The 16,941-nt window shown below is 66.8% G+C and carries 17 protein-coding genes; 8 read left to right on the top strand and 9 right to left on the bottom strand.

Annotated features, from left to right (window positions below; translation table 11 throughout):
* The 4 genes from AC5Y4F_RS01740 to AC5Y4F_RS01725 form a co-directional block, all read right to left on the bottom strand.
* Positions 1-1,644, bottom strand: a complete 1,644-nt coding sequence (locus tag AC5Y4F_RS01740) for an ABC transporter permease (protein WP_197520580.1) — start codon at positions 1,642-1,644, stop codon at positions 1-3.
* Positions 1,644-2,594 carry an ABC transporter ATP-binding protein gene (locus AC5Y4F_RS01735; RefSeq protein WP_067935348.1) on the bottom strand — a complete coding sequence of 317 codons (951 nt, stop codon included), beginning with the start codon at positions 2,592-2,594 and terminating at the stop codon, positions 1,644-1,646. The genes AC5Y4F_RS01740 and AC5Y4F_RS01735 overlap by 1 nt, the downstream gene beginning before the upstream one ends.
* The gene (locus tag AC5Y4F_RS01730; protein ID WP_067935351.1) at positions 2,584-3,222 is read right to left on the bottom strand and encodes a TetR/AcrR family transcriptional regulator; all 639 of its coding nucleotides are present in this window, start codon (positions 3,220-3,222) and stop codon (positions 2,584-2,586) included. Before AC5Y4F_RS01730 ends, AC5Y4F_RS01735 begins: the two co-directional genes overlap by 11 nt.
* Positions 3,223-3,361: 139 nt before the next feature.
* Positions 3,362-4,030: an O-methyltransferase gene (locus AC5Y4F_RS01725; RefSeq protein WP_067935353.1), complete on the bottom strand. Its 669-nt coding sequence runs from the start codon at positions 4,028-4,030 to the stop codon at positions 3,362-3,364.
* A gap of 201 nt (positions 4,031-4,231) precedes the next feature.
* On the opposite strand from AC5Y4F_RS01725, the gene sigE reads away from it, so the two are divergent.
* The 4 genes from sigE to tatB all read left to right on the top strand — a co-directional run bounded on the left by sigE (position 4,232) and on the right by tatB (position 7,621).
* Positions 4,232-4,987, top strand: coding sequence for an RNA polymerase sigma factor SigE (gene sigE, locus AC5Y4F_RS01720; protein WP_067935355.1), 756 nt, complete (start codon positions 4,232-4,234; stop codon positions 4,985-4,987).
* Positions 4,988-5,118: 131 nt separating this feature from the next.
* The gene (rseA, locus tag AC5Y4F_RS01715) at positions 5,119-5,514 is read left to right on the top strand and encodes an anti-sigma E factor RseA (RefSeq protein WP_499994824.1); all 396 of its coding nucleotides are present in this window, start codon (positions 5,119-5,121) and stop codon (positions 5,512-5,514) included.
* A gap of 188 nt (positions 5,515-5,702) precedes the next feature.
* Complete coding sequence (htrA, locus tag AC5Y4F_RS01710; protein WP_499994822.1) at positions 5,703-7,205, top strand: serine protease HtrA; 1,503 nt, start codon at positions 5,703-5,705, stop codon at positions 7,203-7,205.
* On the top strand, positions 7,205-7,621 hold the full coding sequence (tatB, locus tag AC5Y4F_RS01705; RefSeq protein WP_067935361.1) for a Sec-independent protein translocase protein TatB: 417 nt from the start codon (positions 7,205-7,207) through the stop codon (positions 7,619-7,621). The genes htrA and tatB overlap by 1 nt, the downstream gene beginning before the upstream one ends.
* A gap of 37 nt (positions 7,622-7,658) precedes the next feature.
* Here the strand turns inward: tatB and AC5Y4F_RS01700 are convergent, their stop codons facing one another.
* The 5 genes from AC5Y4F_RS01700 to AC5Y4F_RS01680 form a co-directional block, all read right to left on the bottom strand.
* Positions 7,659-8,816, bottom strand: a complete 1,158-nt coding sequence (locus tag AC5Y4F_RS01700; protein WP_499994817.1) for an Mrp/NBP35 family ATP-binding protein — start codon at positions 8,814-8,816, stop codon at positions 7,659-7,661.
* 58 nt (positions 8,817-8,874) lie between these two features.
* Positions 8,875-10,242 (bottom strand): lytic transglycosylase domain-containing protein, encoded by a 1,368-nt coding sequence (locus AC5Y4F_RS01695; RefSeq protein ID WP_499994815.1) that lies wholly within the window; start codon positions 10,240-10,242, stop codon positions 8,875-8,877.
* Positions 10,243-10,349: 107 nt separating this feature from the next.
* Positions 10,350-10,892 (bottom strand): DUF1003 domain-containing protein, encoded by a 543-nt coding sequence (locus AC5Y4F_RS01690; RefSeq protein ID WP_499994812.1) that lies wholly within the window; start codon positions 10,890-10,892, stop codon positions 10,350-10,352.
* Positions 10,889-12,196, bottom strand: a complete 1,308-nt coding sequence (locus AC5Y4F_RS01685) for a magnesium transporter MgtE N-terminal domain-containing protein (protein WP_499994809.1) — start codon at positions 12,194-12,196, stop codon at positions 10,889-10,891. The genes AC5Y4F_RS01690 and AC5Y4F_RS01685 overlap by 4 nt, the downstream gene beginning before the upstream one ends.
* Before the next feature lie 126 nt (positions 12,197-12,322).
* Entirely contained in the window at positions 12,323-12,934 is a 612-nt protein-coding gene (locus AC5Y4F_RS01680; RefSeq protein WP_499994806.1) for a DUF4190 domain-containing protein, read from the bottom strand.
* A 236-nt stretch (positions 12,935-13,170) separates the two neighbouring features.
* Between AC5Y4F_RS01680 and AC5Y4F_RS01675 the strand changes: the two genes are divergently transcribed.
* The 4 genes from AC5Y4F_RS01675 to AC5Y4F_RS01660 are packed head-to-tail and all read left to right on the top strand — an operon-like array spanning position 13,171 to position 16,940.
* A complete protein-coding gene (locus AC5Y4F_RS01675) occupies positions 13,171-13,695 on the top strand; it encodes a YflT domain-containing protein (protein ID WP_067939071.1) in 525 nt (174 codons plus the stop codon).
* 24 nt (positions 13,696-13,719) lie between these two features.
* A complete protein-coding gene (locus tag AC5Y4F_RS01670) occupies positions 13,720-15,132 on the top strand; it encodes an extracellular solute-binding protein (protein WP_067939073.1) in 1,413 nt (470 codons plus the stop codon).
* A gap of 46 nt (positions 15,133-15,178) precedes the next feature.
* Entirely contained in the window at positions 15,179-16,111 is a 933-nt protein-coding gene (locus tag AC5Y4F_RS01665; protein WP_499994804.1) for a carbohydrate ABC transporter permease, read from the top strand.
* Positions 16,101-16,940 (top strand): carbohydrate ABC transporter permease, encoded by an 840-nt coding sequence (locus AC5Y4F_RS01660; RefSeq protein WP_499994803.1) that lies wholly within the window; start codon positions 16,101-16,103, stop codon positions 16,938-16,940. The genes AC5Y4F_RS01665 and AC5Y4F_RS01660 overlap by 11 nt, the downstream gene beginning before the upstream one ends.
* Position 16,941: the final 1 nt, after the last annotated feature.

The following is a 16,941-nucleotide window of genomic DNA, read 5'->3' as shown; positions in this document are numbered from 1 at the left end:
CTAGCAACGCAGATCGCGACGACGAAAAGCCATGGCCCCCAGTACCATCAGCCCCACATCGATAGCTGACAAACACAACAGTGGTACGACGGTGAAATCGGCGCCGACCCGCGGGATGTGTGCGAAGGGCTCCGCGTCGAGCAACCACTGCGAGAGCCCGGCCAACGACCCGATCAGGTATAGCGAGACGAAGCCGATCAGCACACCCCAGGCCACCGGTGTCAGGCGCGGCGCAATGCCGAAGACGCACACGGTCACGGCCGACAGGAGCCACACGGCGGGCACCTGGACGGCAGCGCTAGCAACGACCATGGGCAGTTTGGCGCCGACATCACCCGCCGCGATCCCGTAAACGACACCGGCCGTCACTCCGCTGGCCAGCATCGCCACCGCGGATCCGGCCAACGCCGTCACCAAATGGCTTGCCAGCCAGCGGGTTCGCGACACCGCACCGGCCAGCACCGTCTCGGCTCGCTGGCTCGACTCTTCCTGGTATAACCGCAGCGTCAGCGAGACGGCGAACGCGGCGCCCACCATTCCCATCATGGCGAACGCGACAGCGATGAAGGCTTCCTCGAGTGCGCTGGTGCCGCCCATCCGTGCCACGATGTCCCGCGCGCCGCCGCTGTCGCCCAATTCGTCGCTGATGCCGTGCACCACGCTGCCGATGAGCAGGCCATAAAGGCACAGGCCCACGGTCCACAGCAGCAACGCGGCACGGTCCAGCCGCCATGTCAGTCCAAAGGCGTTGCCCAATGCCGGTGCGGCCTCAGCGGGGCCGGGGCGTTCCGCGATGAGCCCGGCACCGACGTCGCGGCCGGCCAACAGCCGATACGCCAGGGCGGTCAATGCGACCGTCGTCGCCAGATGCAGCAGCAGCACCCACCAGCGATCGCCCGCATACGGTTTGACCTGCAGCGACCACCCGAGCGGAGACAGCCACGACAGCGTGCCGTCGCCCGCGTCCCCCACGGCGCGCAGGGTGAACGCGGCGCCCAGGACGGTGAAGGCGGCACCGCGAGCGAACCGGGCACTCGGCGACAGTTGGGCGGTAACCCCGGCGACGGCGGTGAACACCAGGCCAGAGCAGGCCAGCGCGGCCCCGAACGCCAGCGACCCGGCGGCCGGGACGTCGGTGCTCAACAAGCCGGCAGCACCGATCGCGCCGGTGGTGATCGACGCTGCGAACGACAGCAGCAGCGCCGCGGTCAGGGCGGCGTAGCGGCCGATAGCGGTCGAGTCCACCAACTCGGTCCGCCCGTTCTCCTCGTCGGCGCGAGTGTGCCGGATCACCGTGAGAATGACGGCCACCGCGATGAGCGTGTGAAACATCCCGGCCTTCCAAATACCCACGGCGCCAAGGCTGTCGTCGTACACCTGGCCGTAGAGGGCGCGTTGTGCCGGGCTGGCCATGATGGAGGCCTGGAAACCGGCGCGGGCGGAAGCGGTGGGGTAGATCTTCTCGATGCTGCCGACGTACACCGTGGCCAATGGCACCGACAGCAACAGCACCCATAGCGGCATCGAGACCCGGTCGCGCCGTATGTAGAGCCGCAACATGGAAAGCGTTCCGGAGAAGCTCGAATTAGCGAGCGGCGCGGGCGATGCCGATGCGAATCGCCGGTCCAGTGTGGCGGTGCTCATCACAGTGAGACCTTTGCTTCATCACGCCCGTGCTGACCGTCACCGTCCGATGTGTCGTAGTGGCGCAGAAACAGCTCTTCGAGAGTCGGCGGCTGGCTGACCAGACTGCGCACTCCGGCATCGCCGAGCACGCGGATAAGCTCGCCCAGGCTCTCGCTGTCGACCTGGGCACGCAGCGTGTTGCCCTCGACGCTGACGTCCTCAACCCCTCTTATCCGTCTGAGATCACCTGGGTCACCGGTCATTTCGGCCTTGATCGAGGTACGGCTCAGGTGCCGCATGGAGTTCAGCGAACCGCTTTCGATGGTCTTGCCGGCTCGGATGATCGTCACCCGTTCGCACAAAGCTTCCGTTTCGGCCAGGATGTGGCTGGACAACAACACCGTCGCGCCCCGGTCCCGGGCCTGCGCCACACACTGCTGAAACACGTTCTCCATCAGTGGATCCAGTCCGCTGCTCGGCTCATCTAGGAGCAGCAGCCTGGCGTGCGACGAGAATGCCGAAATCAGCGAAACCTTCTGACGGTTGCCCTTGGAATACGTGCGGGCCTTCTTGTGCGGGTCCAGGTCGAAGAGCTCGATCAGCTCGGCGCGGCGCTTCTTGTCGATGCCACCCCGCATGCGGGCCAGCAGGTCGATGATCTCGCCCCCGGTCAGCGACGGCCACAGCGTCACGTCGCCCGGCACGTAGGCGATTTGGCGATGCAGCGCGACGGCCTGAGTCCATGGGTCACCACCGAGCAGCCGCACGCTGCCACCGTCGGCCCTCGCCAAGCCCAGCAGGATGCGGATGGTCGTCGACTTCCCGGCGCCGTTGGGTCCGAGGAACCCGTGGACCTCGCCTTCCTGCACCGTGAGGTCCAGGCCGTCCAACGCCCGCACCGCACCGAAATTCTTGGTCAGACCGCGGATCTCGATTGGCGCTGAGCGGGTGGATTTGTCAGTTTGCATCAGATTCTCCTTGATCTTCAGCGGCCAGGAACGCGTCGTACATGGTCCGGTTGGTCAGCAGGCCCTCGGTGTAGATCTCGAGCGCGGGCAAAATCATGTCGCGCGAGTAGTCGCGCAGCACCGCACGCAGATCCGTCGGCGTTTCATGCATTTGGAGGTAGAGAAGGAAGCCGCCCCCGCCGGTGATGGCCAGGTATTTGGCCCGCGCCTCGGGGTCGCGGCTGGGCTTGATCGTCCCGGCGCGCACGCCCTCTTCCATGTATTCCTCGGCGTTGTCGATCATCCTGCGCCACAGCATGTTTGCCAGATCACCTCCGGCCTGCATGCTGCGCACCAGGTAGGCCATCGAAGGCGCGTACTCCTCGATCTCGGCCATCTGGGCGAACCAAGTGGCCGGGTCGTTGGATTGCAGCGCTTCAGACTTGGTGCCGCGGATCGTCTCGGCGATGTAGTCCTCACAGGCCTTGCGCAGGCCCTCCTTGGAACCGAAGTGGTGGATGACCAGCGCGGCGCTGACGCCGGCCGCTTCGGCGATGGCGCGAAGCCCGACACCGAACCCGTGCTCGCCGAATTGTTCGATGGCCGCATCCCGGATCCGGGCGGCTGCCGTCAAGTCGGCTGAACGCATGTTCAGTACACTAAACACACGTTCAGCCCGCGGTCAAGCATGACGCGCGTCACGAATTCATCAACGTTTGGTTCGCCCGTCGAAAGGCGGGGTCAACGGGGCAACGGGTGGGACGTAACAGAGTGGGGTCGGCCGCGATTCAGTCGCGGACGGCAGCCAGAATGCCGTCGCCGAGCGGCACCAGCGCGGGGGTGAGGCGCTCATCCTCGGCGATCAACCGTGCGGCTTCCCGCACCGCGACCACCTCGGGGTCGCGCGCGGCGGGATCCCCGGCCCGTCCGCCCAGCGCGGCGCGATGCACCACGATCACGCCACCCGGCCGCAGCAGTCGCACGCCCTGAACGACGTAATCCGGCTGGTCGATCGGGTCGGCGTCGATGAACACGAGGTCGTAGGACTCGTCGGCCAGCCGGGTGAGCACCTCTTGGGCGCGACCACCGATCAGCCGGGTGCGCGACGGTCCGATGCCGGCTTCGGTGAATGCCTGCTTGGCCAGGCGCAGGTATTCGGGCTCGATGTCGATCGTCGTCAGCACGCCGTCGTCGCTCATGCCGGACAACAGCCACAGCCCGCTGACGCCCGCGCCGGTGCCCACCTCGGCGATGGCCTTACCGCCGCTGAGCTTGGTGAGCAGACTCAGCAACGCGCCGACCGCCGGTGTCACCGCACCGGCGCCGATATCGACGGCCCGTTCGCGGGCGGCGGCCAACAGCGCGTCCTCCGATATCGAGCTTTCGGCGTGTGCGAAGAGCGATTCGGCCCGGCTGGGCGCTGCCTGGCCGGGGGCTTCTGCGTCGGTGCCGTCCATGCCCGCAGCGTATTCCACTTCGCCGCGCCGTTCGGCAGGCGCGCCTGAATCCGCTTGCGGTGACACGCCCAACGGTCTCGGAGCGTTTAAGGTCACGGCCCGATGGATATTTCCTGCACAGCGCAGGTAACGATACGGTTTCTCAGGTTCAGCTCAGATTGTTCATATATCGCACATACTCCGGTACGCGACGGTAGCCCTATGCATCGCGGAGGGCGTTCGACCGGGAATACCGAATGGGAACTACCTGTTGCCGCAAATGACGAAGTGCCACTGATTGGCGCGCCCGACTCGGAGGACTTGATCATCACCACATTTCTGAGCCCGTCCAGCATGTCCCACGCCCAGGAGCTCCCCGCCAACGAGTGGGTGGAGCCGTCCGGTGAGCTGCAGGGGACCGCGGTTTTCGACGCGACTGGAGACAAGGCGGCCATGCCGTCGTGGGACGAGTTAGTGCGCCAGCATGCCGACCGGGTGTACCGGCTGGCGTACCGGCTCTCCGGCAATCAGCACGATGCCGAGGACCTCACCCAGGAGACGTTCATCCGGGTTTTCCGGTCGGTGCAGAACTATCAGCCGGGAACGTTCGAGGGGTGGTTGCACCGCATCACCACGAATTTGTTCCTCGACATGGTGCGCCGGCGCTCACGCATCCGGATGGAGGCGCTGCCCGAGGACTACGAGCGCGTGCCCGCCGACGAACCCGACCCCGAGCAGATCTACCACGATTCCCGTCTAGGGCCTGACCTGCAGGCGGCGTTGGATTCGTTGCCACCGGAGTTTCGTGCCGCCGTCGTGCTCTGCGACATCGAGGGTCTGTCCTACGAGGAAATCGGCGCCACGTTGGGCGTCAAGCTGGGCACCGTGCGCAGCCGGATCCACCGCGGACGCCAGGCCTTGCGGGACTACCTGGCCGCGCACCCGGACCACGACTTGCTGCGTGTCAAATCGGCGTAATAATCGACCAGCCACCTAACATTCGGGCAGCTATTCAGCGGTTTTGCGGCCTTGGCCTCGGTATCGGGTGCCCTCTCGCGCTACATTCGACATAAGGCGGCAATAAGAATTTGAATGGCGAGGAGTTGGTGATGGCCGATCGAGCACATGTGTTCCGTCGCGCGTTCTCGTGGCTTCCCGCTCAGTTCGCCTCCCAAAGCGACGCGCCGGTCGGCGCACCGCGCCAGTTCGGTTCCACCGAACACCTGTCCGTCGAAGCGATCGCGGCTTTCGTCGACGGCGAGCTGCGGATGAACGCGCATTTGCGGGCCGCACATCACCTTTCGTTGTGCTCCCAGTGTGCGGCCGAGGTCGACGATCAGAGCCGGACGCGTGCGGCGCTACGCGATTCGCGCCCTATCCGCATCCCCAGCACGCTGCTGGGCATGTTGGCTGACATTCCCTATGAGTCGCCCGACGACTCCTCCGCCCAGGTATCGGACGGTTTCGCGGACCGCGACGGCCGTCCTCGGCGCAAGCGCCGGTAGGGTGCCGCTTTCGACCGATACCCACCGATCGATCGGCGGCCAACGCATCGGTCACCTCACACGCGCGTTCATGCCGACCGACGGCGCGCCGTGGATACTAGGGTGGACACGGACAACGCCGGTGCCGCGTATTTCGCCCGGTGAAGGCCTGTCTCGAGCGTTCAATTACAGGACCCAAAAGGGATGACGTGACCTCCGACCAAGCAAAAGACAGCGGCAACCGCTTGGCGCCGCGCCCCATCTCGCGTCCGCCGGTCGACCCCGCATCGAGTCGGGAGTTCGGTCGTCCGGCGGGCCTGCGTGGGTCGTTCGTGGCCGAACGGGTCCGTCCGCAGAAGTATCGGGACCAGGCTGAATTCCGGCCCAGTGACCGAGTGGCCGACCCCGTCCTGCAGGAGGCATTCCACCGTCCCGACGGCAGCCCCGAGTCGTTACAGCGGCACCCGGTGGACGCTAACGCTCTGGCCGCCGAAAAAGACGGTGTCGAGCCCGACGAGTTCGACGATCCCTGGCGAGACCCGGGCGCCGCTGCGGCGCTGGGCACCCCGGCGGTCGCACCGTCGCGGCCGGGGACCGCGCTGGGCTACGGCGGCAAACTGGGCGTGCGCGACGTCTTATTCGGTGGCAAGGTGTCCTACCTCGCGCTGCTGGTCTTGCTGTTGATCGCGTTGGTCATCGGCATGCTCGGCGGTGTGATCGGCCGCAAGACCGCCGAGGTCGCCGAGGCTTTCACCACCTCCAAGGTGACGCTGTCGACCAACGGCAACGGCGAAGCCCCGGCCGGTCGCTTCGCAAAGGTGGCGGCCGCGACGGCCGGAGCCGTCGTGACCATCGAGTCCAAGAGCGACCAAGAGGGCATGCAGGGCTCCGGTGTGGTCATCGACGGCCGCGGCTACATCGTCACCAATAACCACGTCATCTCCGAGGCGGCGAACAACCCGAGCCAGTTCAAGACGACGGTGGTGTTCAACGACGGCAAAGAGGTGCCGGCAAACCTGGTGGGCCGCGACCCCAAGACCGACCTGGCCGTGCTGAAGGTCGACAACGTCGACAATCTGTCGGTCGCGCGCCTCGGCGATTCCGACAAGGTGCGGGTGGGTGACGAAGTTCTGGCCGCGGGTGCGCCGCTGGGCCTGCGCAGCACCGTGACGCACGGCATCATCAGTGCGCTGCACCGACCGGTGCCGCTGTCGGGGGAGGGCTCGGACACCGATACGGTGATCGACGCGCTGCAGACCGACGCGTCGATCAACCATGGAAACTCCGGTGGTCCGCTGATCAACATGGAGTCCCAGGTGATCGGCATCGACACCGCGGGTAAGTCGTTGTCCGACAGCGCAAGTGGGCTGGGCTTTGCCATCCCGATCAACGAGGCCAAGCAGGTCGCCGAGACGCTGATCAAGGATGGCAAGATCGTGCACCCCACGCTGGGGGTCAGCACCCGGTCCGTGAGCAACGCGATCGCGTCCGGTGCCCAGGTGGCCAACGTGAAGGCCGGTAGCCCCGCGCAAAAGGGCGGAATCCTGGAGAACGACGTCGTCGTCAAGGTCGGTAACCGCAAGGTGGCCGACGCCGACGAGTTCGTCGTCGCCGTCCGGCAATTGACCATCGGCCAGGATTCGCCGGTCGAGGTCGTCCGCGACGGCCGGCACGTCACGCTGACCGTGAAACCAGACCCTGACGGCAGCTGATGTTCGGCAGCCTGAGCTGGGAGCACATGCTCGTCCTCGTCGTGGTCGGGCTGGTGGTCCTCGGGCCGGAGCGGCTGCCGGGTGCCATCCGGTGGACGTCGAATGCCTTGCGTCAGGCGCGTGACTACCTCAGCGGTGTGACCAATCAGCTGCGCGAGGACCTCGGACCGGAGTTCGACGATCTGCGCGTCCCGCTCAGCGAACTGCAGAAGCTACGCGGGATGACTCCGCGCGCGGCGTTGACTAAGCACCTGCTCGACGGCGACGACTCCTTCCTGACCCACGCCTTTGACAAGCCGGTCAACGGGGCGCTGTCGCAGACTCCGCTGGCGGACCCGGCCGGGGCGAACGGGCAGCCGCCGGCGGCAGAACAGCGGCCCGGCGGTCACACGCCATTCGACGCCGACGCGACCTGAACGCAATCGAGCCCCCCAGCTGTGGGATCGCGCCTCCTCAGCGCCGGGTCGGATCGAGCCCGAGCGATACGCCGGCGAGCCCGCGCTTTCGCGCCGACAAACTATCGGCCACCGCGCGCAGCGCCTTGCCGACGGACGAATCGGGTGCGCTGAGCACCAGTGGCGTGCCGGAATCGCCCGCGGCCACCAGCGCGGGATCCAGCGGGATCTGCCCCAGCAGAGGCACGTCGGCTCCGACCGCGCGGGAGAGCCGCTCGGCCACCTGCTGGCCACCGCCCTCACCGAACACCTGCAGCGTGGAGCCGTCGGGCAGGGTGAGTCCGGACATGTTCTCCACGACGCCGACGACACGTTGGCGGGTCTGCAGGGCGATGCTGCCGGCCCGCTCGGCAACCTCGGCCGCGGCCAGCTGCGGCGTCGTCACCACCAGGATCTCCGCGTTGGGGATCAACTGCGCCACCGAGATGGCGATGTCGCCGGTTCCCGGCGGCAGGTCGAGCAGCAGCACGTCCAGATCACCCCAGTAGACGTCGGCCAAGAACTGCTGCAGCGCGCGATGCAGCATCGGTCCGCGCCACACCACGGGGGTATTGCCCTCGGTGAACTGGGCGATGGAGATGACCCGCACGTCGTGGGCGATGGGCGGCAGGATCATCGACTCGACCTGGGTGGGCCGGTCGGTGGTGCCCATCATCCGGGGGATCGAATGGCCATGGATGTCGGCGTCCAGCACACCGACCGACAAGCCGCGGGTCGCCATCGCCGCCGCCAGATTGACCGTGACTGTGGACTTCCCGACACCGCCCTTTCCGGACGCGACGGCGTAGACGCGGGTTAGCGAATTCGGTTGCGCGAACGGGATAATCGGCTCGCGGGCGTCGCCGCGCAACTGCTTGCGCAACTCGGTACGCTGCTCGTCGTTCATCACGTCCAGGGTGACCTTGACCGCGCCGGTGCCCGGGACGTCGGCGACCGCCTGGCTTACGCGGTCGCTGATCTCGGTCTTCTTCGGGCAGCTGGCGGTGGTCAGGTAGATCGTGACATGGACCGCGCCATCGGACTCGGTGTCGATGCTCTTGACCATCCCGAGTTCTGTGATCGGACGCCGCAGTTCGGGGTCAATCACCTTGCCCAGGGCGGTGCGGATAGCCGCGCTCAGGTCGGCTGCCGAATCAGGAGAGTCATGGCGGGACATCACCGCCGAGTGTAGGCGTGCGCGAGGATGCGGTTTGGCGGCGACCCGCTGCGCGGGGCTAGCTGGCCGGACCGGGCCCCGGATGTTTTGGCTTGGGTGCGCCGAGCGCCGCGCCCGACGGTCCGGGGGACCTGGGCGCCGGAGCCGCCTGCGTGGGTCCGGCGGCCGGAGGCGTTGCCGCCGCGGCCGGGGGTGTCGGCGGCGGCTCGGCGTCCGGAGCGGGCGCTCCGAACGGCGCCGGCGCGGGGGGCGCGAACGGCGCCGGCGCGGGGGGCGCGAACGGCGGTGGAGGCGCGAACGGCTGCGACGGACCCGCGGGCGGCGTGTTCTGCGAACCGATGCAGATCACCGTGCAACCGGGAACCCGGGCCGGCGCCTGCTGAGGTGTTGGTGTCATCCACGGGAACATCGGCTGGGAACCGGGGAGCCCCGGGCTGCTCAAGTCGATCAGCGGAACACGAGCCAGCGGGTCGTCGAGCGGCAGGCCGTTGATGTTCATCGGCAGGTTGGGGCCGAGCCCTTCGGCGTGCTCGAGGTGCGCGTCACCCAGCGGCGGCGGTGGTCCGGTCATCGGCGGTAGGTCGACCGGCACGACGCCTGTGGCGTAGGCCGCCGCCCAGCCCAACACGTTCTGCGCGTAGGGCATCGAGTTGTTGTAGCGCAGGATCGCGGTCAAGACTTGTGACTGCTCGCGCAGGTTGAGCCCGCCGCTGCACAAGTACCGGGCGGCCGCCAGGGTGGAGTCGAAAATGTTCTGCGGATCCGCCACGCCGTCGCCCTTGCCATCGGAGGCGTAACGCGCCCACGTCCCTGGCAGGAACTGCATCGGCCCCATCGCGCGGGCGTAGGTGACGCGGTTGCCCGCGCTGCTCTGAATGATGGTCTCGTTGCCGGGCAGCGAACCGTCCAGGGACGGGCCGTAAATCGGGCTGATTGCGGTGCCGCGTGAGTCGACCGCACCGCCGCCCGCGTGGCCCGATTCGATGCGCCCGATCCCGGCCAACAGGTTCCAGCTGACGCCGCAGCCCGGCGCCGCGACGGCCATCTTCTGTTCTGCATTGCGGTACGCGGCCAGCGCGATGCTTGGAATGCCCAGTGCGCCACGCGCGTTCACGATCATCGCCGGCGGCGGGGCGGACAACGCGGGCTCGGCGACGTGAAATGCGCTGGGACCGCGGTCCATCGCGACCACGGCGGGGCCGGTGAGGTCGGGGAAGCTCGGTGAGACCGCGGCCACCGGGGTGACGGCGGCATGCCTCGAGGGCATTCGCACCGGAAGCGAAGGGGACGCTGCGCTGACCGCCCCCGCGAAGACCAAAGGAGTGATCATTGCCACGCCGAAAATCGGCTTGCGCGTGTTCCGAAGTGCTCGCTGCCGTACAGACGCGGCGGCGGGGCTTTCACCCCGGCTTCCCCCTATGCGCACTCGACCGTCCTAGATATGTGAGCTGGGTCCACTTTCTGTTGGCTCGGTGAACCAGATCACCATACATAACTCTTGTGACACGAGTGGCGCAATGGTCGAAATGGTTCTCACCTGGATTTCTTAGCCGTGCGCTCAAGGGAGTCGCCGCCATGAATCGGGTCGGCACCTGCGGTTTCCGCCTGCAATTTAGCCAAAAATTCGCGCAAGTCATCGAACTCGTGGCGCAGGTACTCACGCGTCACCATCTCGCCGACGGCCAGCCGCACGGCGGCTAGTTCGCGGGCCAAGTACTCGGTGTCGGCCTTGGTCTGGGCCGCGCGGCGACGGTCGTCTTCAAGTGCGACGCGGTCTCGATTCTCCTGACGGTTCTGGGCCAGCAGGATCAGCGGCGCCGCGTAGGCCGCCTGCGTGGAGAAGGCCAGATTCAGCAAGATGAACGGATAGGGGTCCCAGCGCAGCCCGACCGCGAACAGGTTCAGCGCGATCCACACTATGACCACGATCGTCTGTAGCAGTAGGTACCGGCCGGTGCCGAAGAAGCGTGCGATCGACTCTGTGAACTGTCCGACGGTTTCGGGATCCAGCCGCGGGGAGTACCTGCGGGATGTTCGCGGCGTGTAGAGCCCCCGCGGAGCCGTGGACTTGCTCACGAGGGCCCTCCCAGTCCTTCGAGCCGGCCGGCGGTGTCGAGTTCCTGCATGTCCACCCGCCAATCGTGCGGCAGCAGGTGATCGAGCAGGTCGTCGACGGTGACCGCCCCCAACAGATGGTTTTCGTCATCGACCACGGGCCCGCACACCAGGTTGTACGCGGCGAGGTAGCGGGTCACCGAGACCAGCGGTGTCTCCGGCGTCAACGTCAGCAGGTCGCTGTCCACGATCCCGCCGACCAGTTCCCCGGGTGCCTCGCGCAGGAGTCGCTGCAGTGTCACACAACCCAGGTAACGCCCGGTGGGGGTGGCCGTGGGCGGACGCACCACGAACACCATGGACGACAGCGCGGTGCTGAGGTCGGGATCGCGGACGCGGGCCAGCGCCTCGGCGACAGCCGTGTCGGCGGTCAGCACCACCGGGTCCGAAGTCATCAAGCCGCCCGCGGTGTCGGGTGAGTGGGTGAGCAGCCGGCGCACCGAGGCCGAATCCCCGGGATCCATGCGGGTCAGCAGCATCTCGGCGTCGGTTGGATTCAGCACGCCGAGCAGGTCGGCGGCGTCGTCGGGATCCATCTCCTCGAGCACGTCGGCGGATCGCTCGGTACCCAGCTGCGACAGCACGTCGGCCTGATCCAGCTCGGGCAGTTCCTGCAGGATGTCGGCCAGCCGGTCATCGTTGAGCGCCTTGAGCACCTCGTAGCGCCGTTTCGGCGGCAACCCCCGGATTGCGTCGGCCACGTCGACAGGTTTGCGGCCCTCGAACTGGTCGAGCAGTTGCGCCACACCTTGGCCCGGCAGCGCCAGGGCCGAAGGTGTCAAGCCTTGCACGTTGTGCCAGTCGACGACGTGAACCGGGCCCCGCCGTCCCAGCCGGCGTTGGCTGCGCACGGCGACCCGGCTCACCATCCAGTCCCGCGTTCGGGTCTGCTCGATGCCCAGGTCGGTGACCACGACGTCCAGGCCGGCCAACTCGGGCAGTTCGGGGTCGTTGACCTTGACGACGGTGTCGAGTACCTGGCCGATCGCCAGCACCTCCCCGGGCCGCTGGACGAAATGACGCAAGGACACGTTGCCCGTGCTCAACGTCACGGCGTTGGGCTCGATGGAGGCGACGCGCAAGATCGGGATGAAGATGCTGCGGCGCGTCGCGAGGTCGACTACCAAGCCGAGTACGCGCGGTTGTTGGCGAACGATGCTGATGCTGATCACGACATCGCGCACTCGCCCGACGGATTCGCCTAGCGGACCCAGCACCAACATCCGCGACAGCCGCGCGACGTACACCCTGTTGACCGATCCCATGGGAGTAGAGCCTAGGCAGCCGTCGGTCCGATGGCAGACAACCCGGGCCGGCCGGGGCCTGATGCGTGGCGACCCGCTGCGCGCCGGGCTGCGCCCTGCTTGCGATCGCCTGGGGGGCCTGATGCGCTAACGCGTGTGCATCGCGAAGAGCAGGAACACCAAAGATACGCCCAGCGTGGCGATTCCGATGACGATGCCCGCGACCGCTAGACCAAAGCCGTCCTGCCCCGTCCGCTTGACCTGTCTTATGGCGATCGCGCCCAGGACGATCGCCACGATCGATCCAATGCAGCACAGCAGGCCGGTGAACGACGAGATGAGCGAGGCGATCGCCAGCGCGTTCGTCCCGGCTTTCTGTGGCGGCGCAGATCCATAGCCGCCGTAATCGGGCGTCGAATAGTAAGCGCCCTGGTAATCCGGCGTTGGGTAGTAGCCGCCCGGATGAGCGGGAGGCCCATAGATGGGTGGGCCGCCATAGGGCGGGGGCGGATAGGCGGGAGCGCCATAGCCGGGCGGCTGCTCGTATCCGGGCGGGGGAGCTACGGGCGGCGGGTAGCCGGATGCGTAGTCGGGGCTTGGCGGGGGGTACGGCGGCGGCGTCGACTCGGCTGGCGGCGGCGCGGCGGGTGGTGGCCAGGGCGCGGTCGCATCCGGCTGCTCGCCGGCTCCGCTGCCGGCGGACGAGTCAGCCTTTTCGTCATGGCCACCCTCGCCGAAGCCGCCGCCGGGAGCTGTCATGGTGTTCAACCTAGCCCATCCGCAGGTGGCCGGCGCCGCCGCGAATCGCCGACGGGACACACGAAGATGCCGTGACGTGTCAGCGTCGGCCGGACGGAAACTCGGCTCGTCGTGGCAGCGGCGTCCGACAAACGCACCGCACGGCGCGTCGCGTTTGCGCAGGTGGTGAAAGGTCGGTGGATAGGTTGGCAGGCCTGAGATGAAATGACGCCCGAGGCGGAGGACAATGAGCGGCGATGACTAATTCTTTCCAGCCTGGGCAGGTTCCCGGCGCAACGCCACCGGGTGCGCCGGGGCGCCGTGGGACGCCCGGACTGCCGACGCCGCCGCGGGGTTGGCCGGTCGGGTCGTATCCCACCTACGCCGAGGCGCAGCGCGCCGTCGACTACTTGTCCGACCAGCAATTCCCGGTGCAGCAGGTGACCATCGTCGGTGTCGACCTGATGCAGGTGGAGCGAGTCACCGGCAGGCTGACGTGGCCGAAGGTGCTCGGCGGCGGCGTGCTGAGCGGGGCGTGGCTGGGGTTGTTCATCGGGCTCGTGCTGGGCTTCTTCAGCCCGAACCCGTGGGGGGCGCTGGCCACGGGTCTGGTCGCCGGTATCTTCTTCGGACTGATCACTTCGGCCGTTCCTTACTCGATGGCGCGCGGCACACGGGATTTCAGCTCGACCATGCAGTTGGTGGCCGGACGCTATGACGTGCTCTGTGATCCGCAAAACGCAGAGAAGGCGCGGGACCTGTTGGCGCGCTTGGCGATTTGAGTCGCGCGCGAGAGGTGTGAATTAGTGGTGAGTCGGCGCGGGCGCGTGCGCCGGATGGGCGCTATCGCGCTGGCGACGGCGATCATCGCCGCGGCGGTATCGGCGTGCGGATCGGAAAGTCGCGGGCTGGTCATCAGCTTCTACACAACGGCCGCCGACGGTGCGACGTTCACCGCGGTGGCCCAGGACTGCACCAGGCAATTCAACGGCCGCTTCGCCATTCGGCAGATCAGTCTGCCGCGGGCTCCCGGCGAACAGCGCTTGCAGCTGGCCCGGAGGCTGACCGGACGCGACCGCACACTGGACGTGATGTCGCTGGACGTGGTGTGGACGGCCGAGTTCGCCGAGGCCGGTTGGGCGTTGCCGTTGTCCGCCGATCCCGAAGGGCGAGCCGAGGCCGACGCCACGGTCGACACGCTGCCGGGCCCCTTGTCGACGGCGCGCTGGCAAGGCAAGCTGTTCGGAGCACCCGTCACCACGAACACCGAATTGCTTTGGTATCGGCCTGATTTGGTGACTCAGCCGCCGCGAACCTGGGACGGCATGGTATCTGAGGCCGCCAGATTGCACGATGCGGGGCAGCCCAGCTGGATCGGCGTGCAGGCCAACGAGGGCGAAGGTCTGGTGGTCTGGTTCAACACGCTGCTGGTGAGCGGTGGCGGTCAGGTCCTCTCCGAGGATGGTCGCCGCGTCACGCTCACCGATACGCCGTTGCATCGCGCGGCCACCATCAACGCGCTGCGCATCCTCAAGTCGGTGGCCATCGCGCCCGGAGCCGATCCGTCGATCAGCCGAACCGACGAGAGCACTGCTCGGTTGGCGCTGGAACAAGGTCGGGCCGCGCTCGCGGTCAACTGGCCGTACGCGCTGGCGTCCATGCTGGAGAATGCGGTGAAGGGCGGGGTGCCCTTCCTGCCGCTCAACCGGGATCCGAAGCTGGCCGGCACCATCAACGACGCCGGGACATTCGTGCCGAACGACCAGCAGTTCCGTATCGCATATGAAGCCAGCCAGAAAGTCTTCGGCTTCGCGCCGTATCCCGGTGTGGCACCGGGCCGTCCGGCAAAGGTGACGATCGGCGGCGCAAACCTGGCGGTGGCCAGCACCACCCGTCACCGCGCCGAAGCATTCGAAGCCATCCGCTGCCTGCGAAGTCTGCAACATCAGAAGTACGTTTCGATCGAGGGCGGCCTGCCGCCGGTGCGCAGCTCGTTGTATTCCGATCCGCAATTCCAGAGCAAATATCCGATGTACACCATCATCCGCCGCCAGCTCACTGATGCCGCGGTGCGCCCGGCAACGCCGGTCTACCAGGGTGTGGCCATCCGGCTCGCGGCGACGCTGAGCCCGATCACAAGGATCGACCCCGAGCGGACCGCCGACGAGCTCAGCACCGAGGTGCAGAAGGCGATCGACGGAAGAGGGCTGCTGCCGTGACATGCGCCGGCGACGATGCAGAGCGACGCGACGAGAAGCGGCGGCTATGACAGTAGTCGATGCCGAAACCGACACCGCGCGAACGTCTTCCGTGCCACCGCGGTGTCCCGGCCGGCGGGCCGAACAGCGGCTGGCGTTTATTCTGATCGCGCCGGCGTCAGTCTTGATGCTGGCGGTGACGGCGTATCCGATCGGCTACGCGGTGTGGTTGAGCCTGCAGCGCAATAACCTTGCCGTCCCCGACGACACCGCGTACGTCGGGCTGAACAACTACGTCACGATACTGACCGACCGCTATTGGTGGACCGCGTTGGCGGTGACGTTGGCCATCACGGTGGTTTCGGTATCCCTGGAATTCGTGCTGGGTTTGGCGCTGGCACTGGTCATGCACCGCACCGTGGTCGGTAAGGGCCTGGTCCGCACCGCGGTCCTGATCCCGTACGGCATCGTCACGGTCGTCGCGTCGTACAGCTGGTATTACGCGTGGACGCCAGAAACAGGTTATCTGGCCAACCTGCTGCCGCGGGGCAGCGCACCACTGACCGATCAGATCCCGTCGTTGGCGATCGTCGTCCTCGCCGAGGTCTGGAAAACAACGCCGTTCATGGCGCTGCTGTTGCTGGCCGGCTTGGCGTTGGTCCCGGAAGATCTGCTGAATGCGGCCCAAGTCGACGGGGCCGGCGCGTGGCGGCGGCTGACCGCGGTCACGCTGCCGATCATCAAGCCGGCGGTGGTGGTTGCCTTGCTATTCCGGACACTGGACGCGTTTCGCATCTTCGACAACATCTACGTCATCACCAACGGCGCCAACAACACCGGATCGGTGTCGATGCTGGGATACGACAACCTGTTCAAGGGATTCAACGTCGGGCTTGGCTCTGCCATCAGCGTGCTGATCTTCGTCTGTGCCGGTCTGATCGCGTGGGTGTTCATCAAGGTGTTCGGCGCGGCCCCCGGAGGTGACAACGATGGCCGCTGACGGAGGGGGCGCGCGGCGCACCGCGATCTGGGCCGTTGTCGACACCGTGGTGGCGGTCTATGCGCTACTTCCGGTGCTGTGGATCTTCAGTCTGTCGCTGAAGCCGAGCTCAACTGTCAAAGACGGCAACCTGATTCCGTCATCGGCATCCTTGGATAACTATCGCGGCATCTTTCGCGGCGACTTTTTCAGCTCGGCGCTGCTCAACTCCCTCGGGATCGGGTTGATCACCACCGTGATCGCGGTGGTGCTCGGTGCGATGGCGGCGTACGCCATTGCCCGGCTGGCCTTTCCAGGCAAGCGATTGCTCGTCGGGGCCACCCTGTTGATCACCATGTTTCCCGCGATCTCACTCGTGACGCCGTTGTTCAACATCGAACGATTCATCGGCTTGTTCGATACCTGGCCGGGCCTGATTCTGCCGTACATCACCTTCGCACTGCCGTTGGCGATCTACACGCTGTCGGCCTTTTTCCGCGAGATCCCTTGGGATCTGGAGAAGGCGGCGAAAATGGACGGCGCCACACCGGCTCAGGCGTTCCGCAAGGTGATCGTGCCACTGGCGGCCCCCGGCGTGGTGACGGCGGCGATCCTGGTATTCATCTTCGCCTGGAACGATCTGCTGCTGGCGTTGACGCTGACAGCCACCAAAGCGGCCATCACCGCGCCGGTGGCAATCGTGAACTTCAGCGGCAGTTCGCAGTTCGAGGAGCCGACGGGATCGATCGCAGCCGGCGCCGTCGTGATTACGGTCCCCATCATCGTTTTTGTTTTAATCTTCCAACGACGAATCGTCGCCGGGTTGACCTCTGGCGCCGTGAAGGGATAAC

The sequence above is a fragment of the Mycobacterium sp. NGS56 genome (assembly GCF_059812425.1).
The sequence above is the reverse complement of the archived record's forward strand: the minus strand, read 5'-3'. Positions and strand labels throughout refer to the sequence as shown.